Genomic DNA, 17,494 nt, shown 5'->3' with positions numbered 1-17,494 from the left:
TTGACCTTCGCGTTCCCGAGCCCTCTGCGGCATCGGACCGATCAACGCCGCCGCGAGCGATCCGTCAGCACCTCTTTCGTGCCCCCCAGCGCGGCACCGGTCTTTCCTTGCGCAGCAAAGGAATCCGCTACTTCCCCGTCTTCTCCGCACCGGTCAGCACCGCCGCGGTCGCCGTCAAGTGGTCCGTCAGCAGCCTCGCCGCCTCCTCCGGATCCCGGCTCAGCACGGCCCGTTCCAGTCCCTCGTGCTGGGCGAGCACGTCCTCCACCGGCAGCCGGTACGCCGGGTGCACCGTCCACCGCCGGGCCAGTTCGCTCGCCGTCCACATCCGGTCGAAACTCTCCAGCAGCACCGCGTTCCCGCAGCCGTCGAGCAGCGTGCGGTGGAACAGGCGGTGCGCCTCCGCCCAAGCCGCGGAGTAGTAGCTGCCTTCCTCCGGCACGTACATCGGCGTCCGGGCGAGCCGGTGCCCCGCCGCGCGCACCCGGGTCTCCCATTCCAGGTCTCCGCGCGCGACGGACAGCCGCAGCATCGCGGGCTCGACCGTCCGCCGCGCTTCGATGATCTCCTGCCACCGCCGATCAGCCAGTGTGGGCACGGCGAAGCCGCGGTTCGCCAGCCGTTCCGCCAGTCCCTCTCCGACCAGCCGGACCAGCGCCTCCCGCACCACGGCGAGGCTGACCTCGTACCGCGCCGCCAGTTCCTGCGGTTTCAGCGCCTGCCCCGGCTCGACCTCGCCGCGCATGATCGCGTCGCGGACCCGGTCGTAGATCTGCTCGGACAGCATTTGCTTCATGCCGAGAGGATAGACAATCTGCCAAATCATCGATTATCTTGCCGATAGGGTACCGATTCCGACCTTCACCGCCACGAGCACGACCGTCGCCGAGCTGTCGGACGACAACATCGGCTCCGGCCGAGCGCGCTTTCCCAATGCGCGGCGACGCGGATGTCGCGCGCTTCATCGCGGCAACGCCCGCCGGGTACGGCGAGCACCGCTGCTTCGTCCTGGATGTCACGTCAATCGGCTTCTCGGCCGCCGCGACGCCCGCCGTCCTTGGCTTCACCACGCTCGGCCGCGCAGTCCTCGTCGCGACTGCGGAGGCTCCCGCGTAAGTCGCCGCCTGCCCGGCCACCGCCTCGTGCTCGCCCGCGACGCGGTGCCCTTCGACTGCGCAGCGACACTTCCCACCCACCCGCACGGGTGATCTCTCCCCTGTACGCGTGGCGCGGACCCTGCCTCGACCTGGGCGGCAAATGGAGCAACTGACACTCCGCCAAAAAGCGGCTCACCAGTATGCGGGAACCGCCGTATGGTGAACATAAGGTGATGTGATCGACACAAGGTGACATCACCTGCGCATCGTTCATCCTGTTGGAGCAGTTGTGGAGATTAGAACACCACAAAAACCACTCTGGGTGAAACTTACCGTCAACACACACGTTCCCGTTAGCATCCGCACATTTGTTCACCGCCGCGCGTCCCGATCGGGTGGCCGGAGCATCTCATCACCAAGTCCACAAGACGAATGGGGTCGCCGCGATGAGCACTGAGGGACTCTCGATTCCGGGCATCTCGATGAGCAGCTCCGCCGCCGGAGCCGCCCGACGAGCCCGGCGCGCCAGCCTGACCGGAGCGTTCGCCGTGTTCCGGAAACCCCTCGTCGCGACCATCGCCGTCGAAGCGGTGGTCGTGCTGCTGGCGGTGCTCGACGTCTGGCTCGTCGTGCCGCCGAAAGCACAGCCGTATTCGCTCTACCTCTCGGCCGCCGCGTGCCTCGCGGTCGTGGTGCGGCGGCGTTTCCCGTTCCTCGCGGTGCTCGCCGCGGTGCCGGGGTTCTTCGCCGGCTGGGCGCAGCTCGCGTCGATGATCAACCTGGGCATGCTCGCTACGCGGCGGCAGCTGCACTGGCAGACCTGGGTCGGCGCGGGGCTGGTGTTCACCTGCCGGTTCGTGCGGTGGCCGCTGTCGGAGTTCGCGGACCTGAGCTGGCGGGAACATGTCCTCGACGGCATCTACGGCGTCCTGGTGGCCGGAATGCCGATCGCGATCGGCCTGCTGATCGGGGCGCGCGCGGAGATCTCGGCGAAACTGGCCGAACTGGCGAAGAGCCGCGACCGCGAACGCCGCTTCCACGCCGACGCGGTCCGCGCCGAGGAACGCGCCCGGCTGGCCCGGGAGATGCACGACGTGGTGTCCCACCAGATCACGCTGATCGCCATGCAGGCCGGCGCGCTGCAGGCACAGGCCAAGGAGGGCCCGGCGCTGGAGACGGCGCAGGTCATCCGCCAGCTGTCGACGCGGACGCTGGAGGAACTGCGCTCGCTGGTGAGCGTCCTGCGCTCGGGCTCCGGCGACGACGGCCCGCGGCCCGGGATAGGAGAACTGGACCACCTGATCCGCACGTCGGACGTCCCGGTGCAGCTGACCGTCGAGCAACTCCCGGACACCCTGCCGAGCCAGGTCTCGGCGGCGGCGTACCGGACGGTGCAGGAATGCCTGACGAACGTCCACAAACACGCCCCCGGCGCGACAGCCACGATCCGCATCCACGCGGCGAGCGGCGCACTGGACATCGAGGTCGAGAACGCCCGCGCCTGCCGCGCCGGAGAAGCATTCCCGTCAGGCGGCCACGGCCTCACCGGACTCGCCGAACGCGCCCGCCTGCTGGGCGGAAGCTTCGAAACCTCCGGCACGGAAGACGGCGGATTCCGGGTGCGGGCCCGGTATCCGCTGGACCGCTGAACCGGTGGTGAGTGCGTGTGCTGGTTAAAACCGGCATCCGCACTCACCAGCCAACCTCGCTCTCCCCCGGCCACCACAGGTTCAGACCAGCCGCCTGCCCCAGTCAGGTCTGAACCATCCGCCCAAAGGTCCGGACCATCTGACCGGCCCCTGCTCCAGCCGGACGGAACTGATCGCCGCACCCTTACGGGAGCCGCTCTGCCGACCCGTCCAGGGCCCGGCCGGGCCGAGCCCACCTCGCCGTGCCGAACAGCCCCGCCCCACCGGGCAGGACCGCCTTGCCAACCCGCCCAGCGGCGTGTCGGGCCGAGCCCAGCTAGCAGCGCCGACCAACCCCGGCCCACACAAAACCGCCCTGCCGACCCTCCCGGCACCCTGCCGAGCCGAGCCGACCTCGCCGTGCCCACCTCGCCACGCCTCCCCGACCAACCCCACCACCGTGCAAAACCGCCTCGCCGAATCACCCCGCGCCCTGCCGAGCCCTGCCGACCTAGCCGAGCCCGCCTCGCCTCGCCGACCAACCCCGCCACCGTGCAGAACCGCCTCGCCGAATCGCCCGCCCTCAACAGAGGTCTGGACCTCTCCGGCGAGGTCCAGACCACCCGGCCCGCGACCTCCCCGGCCGACCCCGGGAGATCCCGGCAGCCCCCGGGAACTAAAAAACCACCGGCCCTCGCCCTCTCGGACGGGAAGCCGGTGGTCCCGGAGTAAGCCGTGCCTCAGATCAATTCGCGGCGCTGGCGGAGGCGCTCGAGCGCTTCAGCGAGGATGGCCTCGCCGTCGGCGTCGCTGCGGCGTTCCTTCACGTAAGCCAGATGCGTCTTGTACGGCTCGGTACGAGGCGCGGCGGGCGGATTCTGTTCGTCCTGACCGCCCGGGAGCCCGCAGCGCGGGCAGTCCCATTCGTCGGGGATTTCCGCGTCCATCGCGAACGACGGGCGAGCCTCGTGCCCGTTCGCGCACCAATACGACACCCGGCGCCGTGGCGCCGATTCACCCCGCTCCGATTCGCCCGAAGGACCGGCACCCACGCGGGTGCCGCGAATCGCGTTACCGCCAACCATGAATCCTCACCCGTTGGAATCGGCGGCGCGCCCCCCAATAGGCACGCCGATCGCAAGTCCCCTTCCGGGGACCCGGTCAGACCTTGAGCAGGAGGCCGAGACCCACGATGCTGATCAGCCAGATGGCCCCGAGCAGCAGCGTGATCCGGTCGAGGTTCTTCTCGGCGACGCTGGATCCCGCGAGACTCGACTGCATCCCCCCGCCGAACAGCGACGACAGGCCGCCGCCCCGGCCGCGGTGCAGCAGCACGGCCACCACCAGCAGCACGCTGGAGGCGATCAACAGGATTTGCAGGAACAGCTTCATGTCATCCTCTGTGCTTGTCTGAGCATGCAGGGGTACGGCCGGACCGCACGCGGCGTGCGGATCTTCACCGTACCCCTGGACTCGTCCACTGCTCTAGTGACGGACCGAACACACAGGCTACCCGGTAGTGCCCACGATCAGGGCAGCGGGCCACCGGCGGCGAGCGCGCAGAGCTTGGTGAACTCCTCGCCGTCGAGGCTCGCGCCGCCGACCAGCGCCCCGTCGATGTTGTCCGCGGCCACCAGCTCGGAGACGTTCCCGGACTTCACCGAGCCGCCGTAGAGCACCCGGACCGCGGTGGCGACCTCGTCGCCGTACTTCTCCGAGAGCGTCCCGCGCAGGGATTTGCAGACCTCTTCGGCGTCGGCGGCGGTCGCGACCTTGCCGGTGCCGATGGCCCACACCGGCTCGTACGCGACCACCACGGCCTGCACCTGCTCGGCCTTGAGCCCCTTGAGGCCCTCGACCAGCTGGTTGCGGGTGTGCTCGAGGTGCTCGCCGGCCTCGCGGACCTCGAGCTCCTCGCCCACGCACAGGATCGGCGTGATGCCGTGCTTGAGCGCGGCCTTGACCTTCTTGTTGACCAGCTCGTCGGTCTCGCCGTGGATCGCGCGCCGCTCCGAGTGGCCGACGGTGACGAAGCTGCAGCCCAGCTTCGCCAGCATCGGGCCGGAGATGTCGCCGGTGTAGGCGCCCGAGTCGTGCGGCGACAGGTCCTGCGCACCGTAGGTTAGGGAGAGCTTGTCGGCGTCGACCAGGGTCTGCACGCTGCGGATGTCGGTGAACGGCGGCAGCACGGCCACGTCCACCTTCGCGTAGTACTTCTCCGGCAGCGCGAAGGCGATCTTCTGCACCAGGGCGATGGCCTCGAGGTGGTTGAGGTTCATCTTCCAGTTGCCTGCCACCAGGGGCTTGCGTGCCACTTAGTTCTTCCCCTCCAGCGCCGCCACGCCGGGCAGCTCCTTGCCTTCCAGGTACTCCAGCGAGGCGCCGCCGCCGGTGGAGATGTGCGAGAAGCCGTCCTCGGGAAGACCGAGCTGCCGCACCGCGGCGGCCGAGTCGCCGCCGCCGACCACGGTGAACGCGTCGCTCTTCACGAGCGCCTCGGCCACCGCGCGGGTGCCGCCGGCGAACGCCTCGAATTCGAAGACGCCCATCGGGCCGTTCCAGAAGACGGTCGCCGCGTCGGCGAGCTTCTGCGCGAACAGCTCGGCGCTGCGCGGGCCGATGTCGAGGCCCATGCGGTCGGCCGGGATGGCGGTGACGTCGACGGCCTCGTGCGGCGCGTCGGCGGCGAAGCCTTCGGCCGCGAGCACGTCGACCGGCAGCACCAGTTCGACGCCGCGCTTCTCCGCCTCGGCGAGGAAGCCCTTGACCTGGTCCAGCTGGTCTTCCTGCAGCAGCGAGGCACCGACCTCGTAGCCCTTGGCCTTGAGGAACGTGTACGCCATGCCGCCGCCGATGAGCAGCCGGTCGACCTTGGTGAGCAGGTTCGCGATGACGCCGAGCTTGTCGGACACCTTCGAGCCGCCGAGCGCGACCACGTACGGCCGCTTGACGTCGTCGGTGAGCTTCTTCAGCACGTCCAGCTCGGCCAGCACGAGGCCGCCCGCATACGCCGGGAGCACCGCGGCGATCTCGTAGACCGAGGCCTGCTTGCGGTGCACGACGCCGAAGCCGTCGGAGACGAACGCCCCGCCCGGCACCAGCGCGGCCAGCTCGGCCGCCAGCTCGGAACGGTCGACCGCGTCCTTGCTGGTCTCGCGCGCGTCGAAGCGCACGTTCTCCAGCAGCACGACGCCGCCGTCGGCCAGTCCGGCGACCAGCGCCTTCGCCGACTCGCCGACGAGGTCGCCGGCCAGCGGGACCTCGGAGCCGAGCAGTTCGCCCAGCCGCTTCGCGACCGGCGCGAGCGTGAACTTCGGGTCCGGTTCGCCCTTGGGGCGGCCGAGGTGCGCGGTGACGACGACCTTCGCGCCCGCGTCGGCGAGCTTCTTGATCGTCGGCAGCGCGGCCCGGACCCGTCCGTCGTCGGTGATGGCCGACTCGTCGAGCGGGACGTTCAGGTCGGAACGCACGAGTACGTACCGGCCCTGAACGCCCTCGCCCAGCAGGTCGTCGAGGTTCTTGACGCTCATCCGGCTCAGAGCTTCGAGCCGACGAGCTTGATCAGGTCGGCGAGGCGGTTGGAGTAGCCCCACTCGTTGTCGTACCAGCCGACGACCTTGACCTGGTTGCCGATCACCTTGGTGAGCGGCGAGTCGTAGATGCAGGAGGCCGGGTCGGTGACGATGTCCGAGGACACGATCGGGTCGACCGAGTAGCGCAGGATGCCGGCCAGCGGGCCCTCGGCGGCGGCCTGGTACGCAGCGTTGATCTCGTCGACGGTGGCCGACTTCTTCAGGGTGACGGTGAGGTCGGTGGCCGAGCCGGTCGGGACCGGGACGCGCAGCGCGTAGCCGTCCAGCTTGCCGAGCAGCTCCGGCAGCACGAGGCCGATCGCCTTGGCCGCGCCGGTCGAGGCCGGGACGACGTTCAGGGCGGCGGCGCGGGCGCGGCGCAGGTCCTTGTGCGGGCCGTCCTGCAGGTTCTGGTCCTGGGTGTAGGCGTGGATCGTGGTCATCAGGCCCTGCTCGATGCCGAAGGCGTCGTTGAGGACCTTGGCCAGCGGGCCGAGGCAGTTGGTGGTGCAGGACGCGTTCGAGATGATCGTCTGCGAGCCGTCGTACTTGTCGTCGTTCACGCCGAGGACGACGGTCAGGTCCTCGCCCTTGGCCGGCGCGGAGATGATGACCTTCTTCGCGCCGCCGGCGATGTGCGCCTTGGCGGCGTCGGCGTTGGTGAAGAAGCCGGTCGACTCGACGACGACGTCCACGCCCAGGTCGCCCCAGGGCAGGTTCGCCGGGTCGCGCTCGGCGAGGGCCTTGATGGTCTTGCCGTCGACGACGATGCCCTCGTCGCTGACGCTGACCTCGCCCGGGAAGCGGCCGAGGATCGAGTCGTACTTGAGCAGGTGGGCCATGGTCGCGACGTCGCCGAGGTCGTTGAACGCGACGACCTCGATGTCGTGACCGCTCGCCTTCACGGCACGGAAGAAGTTGCGGCCGATCCGGCCGAAGCCGTTGACACCTACGCGAACGGTCACTGCTGCCACTCCTCTGGTGTTGATCACGGCGGCGGCGCGGCGGCCGCCGGCCGCTGAAGTTGGTCACTGCGGAAGTTCCCCGGGGCGCCCGCCCCGGACGACTTCTGCGACTTCCGGAATCGGTGCAACCCTAGCGTGCGGGCCCCGTTGCCCCGGACTGCCCTGACGAGACTTCCACCACTGCCGGGAGACGTCAAGAATCGATTAAGAACCCAGCTCAGCCGGGTGAGCGACGGAAACGGGGCGGGCGCTCCCCCGGGCTTCGAGGGCGGGAGCGGACCACTCGCTTGATCGGTATTGGTGCGCCGGTTCACGCTGTCGGGACGGTTTCGCCGGGGCTCCTCGGCGGGGTCCGGCTGGAGCGCGGGCGGAGGACGGCCGCGGCGGTGGTTCGAGACGGGTGCCGGGGCAGCGCGGTTGGGGCAGTTTGCGCCGGAGACGCCGCGCGCTTTGCGGGGCCTGGGCGGTCGCGCGGCTGGCCGGGCGCGGCAGACGCCTGGCACTTCGCCGGGCCGAGCAGCTGCAAGCCAGACCGGGCACGGCCGACACCCGGCACTTCGCCGGGCCAGGCAGCTGCACGCCAGGCCGGAGCGCGACAGACACCCCGCACTTCGCCCGGGCCGAGCAGCCGCACGCCAGACCGGAGCGCGACAGACACCCCGCACTTCGCCGGGCCAAGCAGCCGCACGCCAGACCAGGCACGGCACTTCGCGAAGCCCGGCAGCCGCACGCCACACCGGCGCGCGACAGACACCTCACACTTCGCCGGGCCGAGCAGCCACACGCCAGACCAGGACGCGGCAGACACCCGGCACCTCGCCGGGGCCGGGCAGCCGCACGGCAGACCGGGCCCGGCGGAGCGGTCCGGCTAGCCGGGCTGCGGCAAGCCCGGGGTACGGCAACGCAGGATGCGGCACGCCTGAGCGCGGCGGGGACGGCAGGCCGAACTGCGGCAAGCCTGCGGTACGGCAAGCCCGGGGTATGGCCAGCCGGGATGCGGCGAATCCGCGGTCCGGCAAGGCGGGGTACGGCAGGCCCGGGGTGGCATGCCCGGGGTTCGGCAGGCCGAGGCGTGGCAGGCCGGGCTGCCAGTTGTCCCGAGCGCTGGCGGCGTGGCCGCGAGACTGGCAGTCAGTTGAACCGTCCAGCTGCCATCTGCCGCGTGCCGCTGGTCAGGTTGGCACGGTGCTGGTTGCTATCCGGCCAGCTCCTTCTCCGCCGGGGTCCGGAACTTCGGCACTACTCGCGCCTCCCCCAGCCATTCGCTCAGCCTGGCCGCCTCGGCGTCCACTGCGGCGGCTTTCTCGGAACCGATGTCCTCCAGCAGGCGGACCGCGACTTCTCCGGACGGGCGGTGGCCCCAGGCTCCGACGATCCGGCCGTCGCTCCAGACTGTCGGGCCGATGTTGCCGCTGCGGTCGAACAGCGCGGAGCGGTGCGAGCCGACGTACCAGTCCCGGGACTGCCAGCCCATGGCGGTCGGGTCCAGGGCAGGGAGCAGGGCGATCCACGGCTCGGGCGCGGCGACGGGGGCCAGGTCGTCGGGCAGGGCGAGGGCCGGTTCGCCGTCCAGGTCGACCTCGGCGGGGGCGATGGCGGTCAGTGCCTTTTTCGTCTGGACTGCCGTCCAGCCGGTCCACCAGCGGAGGTCGGTGACTGGAGCCGGGCCGAAGGCGTATAGCCATCTCCGCGCCAGCGCGGCTCGGGCTTCGTCCTCGGAGAGTCCGGGCCAGGCGAAGGTGCCGGGACGGCTGGGTCCGGGGAGAGTGCCGGGGGCCGAGTGGTTCGGCTGTTCAGCAGCGCCAGAGGCAACGCGACCTGACTGCCCAGTGGCTCTGCGCTCGGAGCGACCCGCTTGCCCAGCCAGCCAATCAGTCAGCGGGGACCAGTGGTACTGCGTGCTCTGCCAACTCCCCCGCGGGCGGCCTCGCACGATGCGGCCTTCCGCGGCCAGCTGGAACAGCACCCGGCTGGTGACGTTGCCCGTCGACTCGTACGGCTTTCCCTTCGCCATCACCAGTTGCTGACGCAGGCGCGGTTCGTCGTCCGCCAGCTGCTGGGCGGTTGCCGAGCCTCTGGCGCGCAAGGCTTTTTCGACGCTCGCCATCACCTCGTCCAGCCATTCGCCGGGACGCGGCACGTTCTCCGGATGTCCCTGAGTGCCCAGCTGCTTTTCCAGCAGACGTCGTTGGCGGGCGGCGATGTCGTACGAACACGCGGCCTGCACCAAACCAGCCGTGGCGAGGTCGGTGACGAAAACCGTGCGCCGCATGCCGAGGATGCGCAGGAGGGTGCGTCGGGTGTACAGCGCGTCCTCGACGTCGGCGACCGACATCGCGTGCACGCGGGCCCACGCGGACAGGTACACCGAAGCGGGATCGGTGGCGTGCAGCGCGACGACGCCGTCGACTGCTTCCTCGACGGTCGTCGCCCGGGCCGCTAGGCGGTGGCGGACGCCGAGGCGGGCCCGGCGTTGGGCGAGGGTCATCTTCACGACCCGATTCTTACCAGGCAGGTCCGACAAAAAACTCATCTGCGCTGGTCAGAAGCTTGGAAAACAAAAAGCCGCCTGGCCGCGGAAGCGGCGACCGGGGCGGCGGAGCAAGGCCAGTGCAGCAGATCGTGACCAGGACCAGCGCGGGAAGGCCGAGGCGACCGGCCCGGCAACGCGCCTCGGCGGAAGATGCGGCGACGACGAGGCGGGCCGGGTCCCACCGGTGCGTCGAACAGCGGATGCCCTTGCCGCGCCTAGCCTAGGACCGCCGGGCACGCCAAAGGTTCTAGGTGACTCCCGGGCACGCCAAAGGTTCTAGGTGACTCCCGGGCACGCCAAAGGTTCGAAGTGGCTCCCTGCCGCGCCAAAGGTTCGAGGCGACTCCCGGCCGCAATGCCTGCCGGAAAGAGCAGTCTGTCCACTGTGGACTCACGGAGCACCCCACGATCAGGCCGGTTGCTCCTCCTCCGAAGGAAACTCCGCCGACGGGGAAGACGTTGTGCGGCTGAACATCCGCGTCGCCGAAAGCCGGGCCACCCCGTCGGGGTCCCCGAGGTCGTCGAGGGAGTTCCGGATCGTCGCGTCCACCGACAGGTACTTCCGCCCGGCCCGCAGGTCCGCGTCGTTGCGCAGCCGCACGATCAGCGGGAATTCCGCCAGCGCGCCCGCGTCGAAGAGGCCCGTCGTGTAGATCAGCTGCACGCCCAGCGCCTCCGCCACGGCCCGCTGCAGTTCCAGCAGGTATCCGGCGGAAGCGCGGCCGATCGGGTTGTCCAGGAACAGCACGCCCGAATGCCGGTTCCGCGCCTTGCCCCGGTTGTTGGCGCGCAGCGCGGCGAGCGTGCAGTACAGGATGATCGCCGCGGTCAGCTGCTGGCCGCCGGAGAACACGTCGCGGATTTCCGACACCCGCTGGCGTTCGGTGCGCAGCACGGAGTCCGGTTTGAGCATGTCGACCCGGTACCCCTTGGGCGCGGCGACGTGCACCCCGCGCAGCACCAGCGACAGGCCGTCGCGCTTCACGTCGCGGCCGTCGGCGGTCTTGCCCGCGGCTGCCTCGTCGACGACCTCGCCCAGTTTTTCCGCCAGCACATGGTCTTCCAGCTCGGTGAACCGGATCCGCAGGAACTCCTGGCCGGACCAGTCGCCGAGCCCGTCCGGCAGCCGCGACACCCGCTGCGCCGACCGCAGGGTGCGCAACGCGCCTTCGACCATGCCCTGCAGCCGCGTGATGATGCCGCCGCGGTGCCGGTCGATCTGCGCGAGGTCGTCGGTGAGCGTCCGCAGCCGGGGGCGCAGCGCCTCGCTCCATTCCGCCGCATGCGCGGGAAGCTGGTCCCGCTTCACGGAAATCACCTGCTGCCGTACCGGTGTGCTGAGTTTTTCGAAGCGTTTTTCGGTCGCGTACTGCGCCAGCTGGTCCGCCGCGGCGCGCACCCGGCGATCGCCGGAATCGGCTGCCGCCTGCGCGTCGTTCAGGACGGTGTTGAGCTGGTTGTACCGGGTCCGCGCGGACTCGACGTCGCCGTCGTAGGGCTCCGCGGGCTCCTCCGAACGCAAGTGCGCCAACGATTCCGACAGCAATCCGAAGCCGGACGCCGAAGCCTTCGCCGCGTCGAGCGTCGCTTCCGCGGCGGCTCGGCGTTCCTGCAGCTCCTCCCATTTCCGGGCCGCCGCGGACACTTCCAGCGAGGCCGCGTCGATCAGTTCGAGGCCGTGCTCGATGTCGCGCGGCCGCTCGGCCGGAGAGGCGACGCCGGTCTGCAGGGGCAGCACGTCCAGCTCGGCCCGCCGCGTCGACACCAGACCGATCGCCTCGGTGCGTTCTTCCTCCAGCGCGTCGACAACCCGCCGCGCCCGCGCCAGCGCCGCCGCCCGGGTGGAAGCGTCCGATCCGTCGGGCGTCTCCAGCAGCGCCGCCGCGCGCACCCGGACCTCTTCGTCCAGCGCTTCCAAGGCGGACGACGCCGCGGCTTCGGCGGATTCAGCCTGCTCCAGCTCGGCGCGGAGATCGCTGCCGACCTCGACCTTCGCGTACGCCTCCGAAGCCGACGCGAAGGTGCGCCGCAACGCGTCCACCGGTTCCGAAGGCGCTTCGACGTCCTCCGGCAGCTCGGCCGCACCCGGCACCTCAGCCAGCTCGGACCGCGCGGTGGTGACGGTGCGACGGTGTCCGTCAGCGGTCCGCTGCTCCTCCGCCGCCTGCTCCCGCAACCGCGCCGCCCGGGCCGACGCCTCAGCCGCCGACGTCTCCGCGCGTTCCGCGATTTCCGTGGCCCGCTCGACCTCTTCGGTCCACTCCGCGACGCGCGCCGCCCTCGTGGCGAGTTCACCGAGCCGGCGCGCCTTCTCCTCGGCTTCGGCGGCCGCGGTCCGCAACGCCGGAACACGCTCGCGCAGCGCAGCGGCTTTTTCGCTCAACCGGGCGAATTCCGCTTCGGCCTGCGCGAGCGCGGTCTGCGCGGTCTCCCGGGCGACGCGAGCGCTTTCGGCCTGCTCGGCGAGCGTCCCGATCGCACCGGCCGGATAGTCCTCGCGCCAGGTCGTGAGCTTCCAGGTCAGTGCGCCATCGGCGGCGAGCGACTCCGACAGCTGTTCCAGCCGGCGCTGCCGTTCCGCGTGCCGCTGCGCCACGGCTTCCCGCTCGGTGTCGGCGGCTTCCTCGTCGTACATCGCCGGGTTCGGCGGCACCAGGAACTCGACGCCTGCCGCGGCCGGAACATCCGCCGTCTGGAACGCGTCCGTGGTCCCGACCGCGACGACCGCACTCGGCAGCAGCCGCGAAGACTCCAGCACCTCCCGCGCCCGCTTCACCTGCGCCGCGTCGTTCAGCAGCACTCCGGCGACGAGCTGCGGCATCCGCTCCAGCACTTCGGCGCGCCGCACGGAGTCCAGTTTGGACAGATACCGCCAGCCCGACCACGCGGTGATTCCGGCCTGTTCCAACGCGTCCAGCGCGGCCTGCACGTCCTCCGGCGGCGGCAGCAGCCCGCCCGACCCGAGCGCGGCCAGCGCCCGCTCGTCGGCCTGCTCCTCCATCCGCAGCGCGGTCTGTTCCTTCTCGACCGCCGCGCTCGCGTCACGCAATCGCTGCAGCAGCACCGGAAGGTCGCTCTCGAGCTTGACGTCGTCCGCGCCGAGCAGCTCCATCAACCGCGGTTCCGCGGCCAGCGCGTCGGTCCGCCGGTGCGCGCGTTCGAGGTCTTCGGCCGCGCGCACGAGACGGTCCTGAGTGGACCCGGCGAGCTGGTGCGCCTCGTTCACCGAGCGCTGCGCCGCTTGCAGATCCTCGCCGACCCGGTCGAGTTCCTGTTCCCGGCGAACGGATTCCGCCGCCGCGGCCTCGGCTTCCGCCCGCGCCGCCCGGGCCGCTTCCGCCACGTCCGCTCCGGACGGCAACAGTCCGCTTCGGACGGACTCGGAGATTTCCTCGCGCAGTTCGGCGATCCGCGACGACAACCCGCGTGCCTCGGCTCGACGGCCAGCAGCCAGGTTCGCCGCCTCGTCCCGCTCGGTTTGCGCCTTTTCCGCCTCGGCACGCAACGCGTCCGCGTGCGCCTCGGCCTTGTCCGCTTGCCGCTGCGCATCCCGCGCCAGCGCGAGCAAACCACGCCCCAGCGCGACCGCCGCCGCGTCCCGCGCGGCCAACGCCGGTTTCGCCTTCTCCTCGCGGTTTCCGACCAGCTCACGCAGGTCTTTCGCCTTGCGCGCCGCGTTCAACCGGTTCAGCACAGTCGCGGTCTCGCGCCACGCTTCGGCCTGCGTCTTCGCCTCGGCCAGCTCGCCGTCGACGCGCTCGCGTTCGAGCTGCGCTTCTTCCAGCCGCAGCACCGCGACCAGCCGCCGCAGCTCGGTGACGCCCGCGGTCAGCCGCCGATGGTCGCCCTCGGCGAGCTTTTCCGCGGTCCGCACCTCCTCGACGTGCTCTTCCAGCCCCGACAACCGCGCGTTCTCCAGCTCGTCGCGCGCGTGGATCCGCCCGGCCAGCTTGCTGAGGTCCTCCCGCGCGGATTCGGCGATCCGCCGCGAAGCCGCGGCCACGCTTTCCTCCTCGGCCAGCGGACCGAGCAGTTCCAGCGCGCCTTCGACGAATTCCTTCTCCGCCATCAGATCGCCGCGCTGCGCGAGGTTGTTCGCATACGTCGACACGACCTCGGCGAGGTCCTTCGGCTCGTCCTCGGACAGCACCGCGCGCAGCAGGAACTCCACGAACGCTTCGTCGGTGGAGAACTGGAACGCGTCGGCGGCCTCGCCCTCGCCCGCGTTCATCGCGCGCTGGTAGCGGAACAGTTCGGTGTCCAGGCCGAGCTGGTCGAGCCGTCCGGTCCACTCGTGGTGCCGGCGCGTCCAGAACAGCTCCAGCTCCGGTTCGGCCATCGCCGCGCTCGCGATCCGGTCGTGGAACCCGGACATGGTGAGCAGCCGGCCGTCCTCGGTCAGCGGCAGCGAATCGAGGCCGAGCTCGGCGGTCGGGCGGAAGCAGTACCAGGAGTCGACGAGGTTCTCCGAGTCCGCGGACGTCACGTGCCCGCGCCACTCCGACACCTTGCCGGTGATCACCCGCTGGCCGGTCTCGACGTGCAGCCATTCCAGCACCACGTGCGCGACGTCCTTGGCCGTCACGAACTTCTCCAGCACCTTCGTGCTGGTGGTGCCGACGACCTGGCGCCGCCCGGGCAGCATCACCGAGAAGATCAGCTTGATCAGCACGGACTTGCCGCCGCCGTTCTCCAGGAACAGCACGCTCGCCGGAGACGGGCGGCGCACCGGTCCGCCGGCGTGGATGCCCGCGGAGAACAGCGCGTCCTGCTTCGGCGCGGTGATCGTCGCCCCGACGCCGCTGAAGTCCAGTACCACGTCCTGGTACCGGGCGCCCGCCGGGCCCACCGAATGCAGGCGGACCCGCGAAAGCTCGTACATCCGTTTCCCCTCTTACTGCAGCGTGTCCGAGGCCGTCGCGCGCAGCGTTCCCCCCGGTCCGGCGACCGCGACGACGTCGAGCGCGAGCAGATCGTCGAACGCGGCGTCCGCGGCCAGCTCGCGCACCTGGATCTGATACCGCGGCGTCGTGCGGTAAGTGCCGCCCTGTTCGTCGCTCACCGGCACCAAAAAGCCTTGGTCGGCAAGGAATCGCAGCGCGCGCGACACCATGCCGCGCGTGGTGTCCGCCGCCATCCGGCCGTCCTTCGTCGCCGCCGCGGCCGGACGACGAGCGTACGCGCGCCACGCCTGCTCCAGCTCCGGCGCGTCGGCCAGCGGGTCGTTGTTCGCCTCGGCCAGCTGCGCCCGCTCGTCGAGCACGCGCGCCGCTTCGCGGACCATCGCGTCTACCTGCTCGACGCTGACGCGGCCGATGTAGGTGTCGTTGGCCAGGTCGTCCGGGCGCGGATAGCCGAGCGCGGCCGTCGCGAGGTGGATCAGGCCGTGCAGCACCTTTTCCGTCTCGCGCCGCTCGCGGATCTTGGCTTGCCGCGCGTAGCTGTCCATCTTGATCTCGAAGACGGACTCGTCGGTGGCCGCGAGCACGCATCCGGCCTGCTGGGTCACCTCGAGCACCATCAGCCCGAGCCCGGACGCGACCGCGTGCGTGAGCGCCTTGAACGCGTTGTCCTCGCTGTAACGGCGCACCAGCTCGCCGTACACGACGTCGCGGGCGGGGAGCTGCTTCGGGCGCATCCCGAACGCGACGAGGCGCGCGGCGGCCTCGGCGTCGACGCTCGTGTGCGTCACCGGCATCAGGCGACCTCCTCGGTCTCGTCGTCCGCTCGTTCGACCTCCGCGGTGGACAGCAGCAGGTCGGCCCCGCCGAACTCCGGGTCGTCGAGCAGAGTGCCGTCGTCGACGGCGAGCAGCACGTGGCGTTCCCCCTGCCGGCGCGCCGCGCCGACCTCGGGACTGTAAGCGTGCAGGGCACGCAGCGCGACCAGGGACGCCAGGTTCGGCTGCCCGGATCGGCGCGCGTCCTCCAGCAGCCCGGACAGCCGGCGCGGCACGTCGGGCAGGTCGAGCAGTTCGTCGGCGAGCCGCCACACGTCGTCGCCGAACCGGTCGGTCGCCTCGGCGGGCACCAGCTCCGGTTCCGGCACCTCGCCGACCAGCTGGTCGCGCTCCGGGGCGGGCCGCAGCAGCAGCGACACGAGCGAGGACAGCGACGGCACGACCGGCGTCGCGATCCCGGCGACGGCGTGGAAGAAGTGCTCCGCGGGCGCGGTGGCGTCGGCGAGCGGCATCCCGAGCGTCGGCATCAGGAGCTGGCCGAACAGGTCGATAGTGGCGCGCTGCGGCGGTCCGGAGAACTGCTGGCGGTCCTGTTCGGCGCGGAAGACCGCACCGGCGTCGGCCAGCCGCGACTGGAGCCGGGTGTGCCGCCGGATGCAGTCGGCGACGATGTCGACCAGCTCGGCCGCGCGGCGCTTGTGGTCGGGGTCCTCGGATTCGTCGCGCGCGGTGGTGATGTTCTTCAGGATCGCGTTCTCCGCTCGGAACCGGGACTCGATGTGCCCGAGCGCCGATTCGATCAGCTCCGGCACCTCCTGTTCCCAGTCGACCGCGCGCACGTCGCGGCGGGTCGCGTCGAGCTTCGCGCGCAGCGTCTCGCCGTACTGCACGGTGCGGTAGCGCGCCTGCTCCGCGGCGAGCTTCGCGTCGGCGAGGCGGCCGCGGTTGATCAGGTTCTCCAGCTTCACCTCGGCCGCGATCTGCGCTGATTCGACGTCCGTGTCCAGCGCGCCGACCAGCACGTTGATCGCCTCGTCGGTGGCGCGCAGGTACACCTCGCCGTCCGGGGCGGCGAGTTCGACGAGCAGCTTGAAGTCGAACTGGCGGCGCTGGTAGCCGCCGGGGCCGAGCGAGCCGTACACGCGCCGGAAGCCGCGGTCGGTGGTGCCGACGTTGATCAGGTTGTCCAGCACCCACTTGGCCACGCGCACGTGCTCTTCCGGCGTCCGCGACGGCGCCTGCAGCGAGATGAAGGGCAGCAGCCGGTCGATCACCTGGTCGTGCCCGGCCCCGGTGTCGAAGTCCATCGCGATGGTGACCTGGTCGATCGTGTGCAGCGCGATCTCGGCCATCTGGTACACCGTGGCGTCGGCCCAGTCGAGCTTCGCCTTGCGCGCGTCGAGGTCGTGCAACGGCGCGGTGCAGGCGAGCGCCTTCAGCCGACGGGTCAGCCCCTCGTCGGCGAGCCCCGCGGCGCCCATCTCGTCGTATCGCACAGCAGGTCAGGCTAGTCGGCCCGGCCGAGCGCCCGCACACGCGGACGGCTAGCGTGGCCGGCATGCGGGAGATGGCCAGGGCGGAGTGGTGGAAGTTCGCGAGCGAGGGCACGCGGACCGGGATGCTGGGGATCGTGCGGGCCAACGGCGCCCCGGTCGTCACGCCCGTGTGGTTCTTGCTGAACGAGGGCCCGAACGGCGACGAACTGATCTTCACCACCGGCACCGACACGCTCAAAGGCAAGGCCCTGCGCCGCGACCCGCGGCTCTCGCTCGCCGTCGACGACCAGCGGCCGCCGTTCTCCTACGTCCAGTTCACCGCAGAAGCGGAACTGCACCACGACCTCGACGAAATGCTGGAGTGGGCCACCCGGCTCGGCGCGCGGTACATGGGCGAGGAGAACGGCCCGGCCTACGGCAAGCGCAACGCGGTCCCGGAAGAATCCCTCGTCCGGGCGAGGATCACCAAAGTGATCGCACGGGCGGACATCGCAGGGTTCTGACCGGCCGGTCCATTCTCTTCG

Annotated in this window: 13 protein-coding genes; 3 read left to right on the top strand and 10 right to left on the bottom strand. The window is 70.8% G+C overall.

Going from position 1 to position 17,494, the window contains the following annotated elements; genetic code table 11:
* Positions 1 to 127: 127 nt before the first annotated feature.
* Positions 128 to 787 (bottom strand): GntR family transcriptional regulator, encoded by a 660-nt coding sequence (locus L942_RS12330; protein WP_200862792.1) that lies wholly within the window; start codon positions 785 to 787, stop codon positions 128 to 130.
* 146 nt (positions 788 to 933) lie between these two features.
* Here L942_RS12330 and L942_RS12325 point away from each other — a divergent pair, with 146 nt between their 5' ends.
* Positions 934 to 1,116: a hypothetical protein gene (locus L942_RS12325; protein ID WP_051165898.1), complete on the top strand. Its 183-nt coding sequence runs from the start codon at positions 934 to 936 to the stop codon at positions 1,114 to 1,116.
* Between the two features lie 427 nt (positions 1,117 to 1,543).
* A complete protein-coding gene (locus L942_RS12320; RefSeq protein WP_200862788.1) occupies positions 1,544 to 2,746 on the top strand; it encodes a sensor histidine kinase in 1,203 nt (400 codons plus the stop codon).
* Positions 2,747 to 3,465: 719 nt separating this feature from the next.
* On the opposite strand, the gene L942_RS12315 is transcribed toward L942_RS12320, so the two are convergent.
* The 9 genes from L942_RS12315 to L942_RS12275 all read right to left on the bottom strand — a co-directional run bounded on the left by L942_RS12315 (position 3,466) and on the right by L942_RS12275 (position 16,955).
* Positions 3,466 to 3,810 (bottom strand): RNA polymerase-binding protein RbpA, encoded by a 345-nt coding sequence (locus tag L942_RS12315; protein WP_009075886.1) that lies wholly within the window; start codon positions 3,808 to 3,810, stop codon positions 3,466 to 3,468.
* A 76-nt stretch (positions 3,811 to 3,886) separates the two neighbouring features.
* Positions 3,887 to 4,117: a preprotein translocase subunit SecG gene (gene secG / locus L942_RS12310; RefSeq protein WP_033292761.1), complete on the bottom strand. Its 231-nt coding sequence runs from the start codon at positions 4,115 to 4,117 to the stop codon at positions 3,887 to 3,889.
* A gap of 137 nt (positions 4,118 to 4,254) precedes the next feature.
* Positions 4,255 to 5,040 carry a triose-phosphate isomerase gene (gene tpiA, locus L942_RS12305; protein ID WP_037359167.1) on the bottom strand — a complete coding sequence of 262 codons (786 nt, stop codon included), beginning with the start codon at positions 5,038 to 5,040 and terminating at the stop codon, positions 4,255 to 4,257.
* On the bottom strand, positions 5,041 to 6,255 hold the full coding sequence (locus L942_RS12300) for a phosphoglycerate kinase (RefSeq protein ID WP_037359164.1): 1,215 nt from the start codon (positions 6,253 to 6,255) through the stop codon (positions 5,041 to 5,043). It abuts the gene before it with no gap.
* Between the two features lie 5 nt (positions 6,256 to 6,260).
* Positions 6,261 to 7,262: a type I glyceraldehyde-3-phosphate dehydrogenase gene (gene gap, locus L942_RS12295; protein ID WP_037359161.1), complete on the bottom strand. Its 1,002-nt coding sequence runs from the start codon at positions 7,260 to 7,262 to the stop codon at positions 6,261 to 6,263.
* Between the two features lie 1,195 nt (positions 7,263 to 8,457).
* Entirely contained in the window at positions 8,458 to 9,750 is a 1,293-nt protein-coding gene (locus tag L942_RS12290) for a winged helix DNA-binding domain-containing protein (protein WP_037359351.1), read from the bottom strand.
* A 453-nt stretch (positions 9,751 to 10,203) separates the two neighbouring features.
* Positions 10,204 to 14,676 carry a hypothetical protein gene (locus tag L942_RS12285; protein WP_037359157.1) on the bottom strand — a complete coding sequence of 1,491 codons (4,473 nt, stop codon included), beginning with the start codon at positions 14,674 to 14,676 and terminating at the stop codon, positions 10,204 to 10,206.
* A gap of 12 nt (positions 14,677 to 14,688) precedes the next feature.
* Complete coding sequence (locus tag L942_RS12280; RefSeq protein ID WP_037359154.1) at positions 14,689 to 15,492, bottom strand: hypothetical protein; 804 nt, start codon at positions 15,490 to 15,492, stop codon at positions 14,689 to 14,691.
* The gene (locus L942_RS12275; protein WP_037359152.1) at positions 15,492 to 16,955 is read right to left on the bottom strand and encodes a hypothetical protein; all 1,464 of its coding nucleotides are present in this window, start codon (positions 16,953 to 16,955) and stop codon (positions 15,492 to 15,494) included. Before L942_RS12275 ends, L942_RS12280 begins: the two co-directional genes overlap by 1 nt.
* Before the next feature lie 77 nt (positions 16,956 to 17,032).
* Between L942_RS12275 and L942_RS12270 the strand changes: the two genes are divergently transcribed.
* Positions 17,033 to 17,473, top strand: coding sequence for a PPOX class F420-dependent oxidoreductase (locus L942_RS12270; RefSeq protein ID WP_037359348.1), 441 nt, complete (start codon positions 17,033 to 17,035; stop codon positions 17,471 to 17,473).
* Positions 17,474 to 17,494: the final 21 nt, after the last annotated feature.

Source organism: Amycolatopsis orientalis DSM 43388 (assembly GCF_000411975.1).
Taxonomy (GTDB): domain Bacteria; phylum Actinomycetota; class Actinomycetes; order Mycobacteriales; family Pseudonocardiaceae; genus Amycolatopsis; species Amycolatopsis orientalis_D.
The sequence above is the reverse complement of the archived record's forward strand: the minus strand, read 5'-3'. Positions and strand labels throughout refer to the sequence as shown.

What these genes read in the sequence shown, in the direction of transcription:
- L942_RS12330 (WP_200862792.1), bottom strand. Translation starts at nt 787, where the DNA reads ATGCTGTCCGAGCAGATCTACGACCGGGTCCGCGACGCGATCATGCGC.
- L942_RS12275 (WP_037359152.1), bottom strand. Translation starts at nt 16,955, where the DNA reads ATGGGCGCCGCGGGGCTCGCCGACGAGGGGCTGACCCGTCGGCTGAAG.
- L942_RS12300 (WP_037359164.1), bottom strand. Translation starts at nt 6,255, where the DNA reads ATGAGCGTCAAGAACCTCGACGACCTGCTGGGCGAGGGCGTTCAGGGC.
- L942_RS12315 (WP_009075886.1), bottom strand. Translation starts at nt 3,810, where the DNA reads ATGGTTGGCGGTAACGCGATTCGCGGCACCCGCGTGGGTGCCGGTCCT.
- L942_RS12290 (WP_037359351.1), bottom strand. Translation starts at nt 9,750, where the DNA reads ATGACCCTCGCCCAACGCCGGGCCCGCCTCGGCGTCCGCCACCGCCTA.
- L942_RS12285 (WP_037359157.1), bottom strand. Translation starts at nt 14,676, where the DNA reads ATGTACGAGCTTTCGCGGGTCCGCCTGCATTCGGTGGGCCCGGCGGGC.
- secG (WP_033292761.1), bottom strand. Translation starts at nt 4,117, where the DNA reads ATGAAGCTGTTCCTGCAAATCCTGTTGATCGCCTCCAGCGTGCTGCTG.
- L942_RS12280 (WP_037359154.1), bottom strand. Translation starts at nt 15,492, where the DNA reads ATGCCGGTGACGCACACGAGCGTCGACGCCGAGGCCGCCGCGCGCCTC.
- L942_RS12325 (WP_051165898.1), top strand. Translation starts at nt 934, where the DNA reads ATGCGCGGCGACGCGGATGTCGCGCGCTTCATCGCGGCAACGCCCGCC.
- L942_RS12270 (WP_037359348.1), top strand. Translation starts at nt 17,033, where the DNA reads ATGCGGGAGATGGCCAGGGCGGAGTGGTGGAAGTTCGCGAGCGAGGGC.
- L942_RS12320 (WP_200862788.1), top strand. Translation starts at nt 1,544, where the DNA reads ATGAGCACTGAGGGACTCTCGATTCCGGGCATCTCGATGAGCAGCTCC.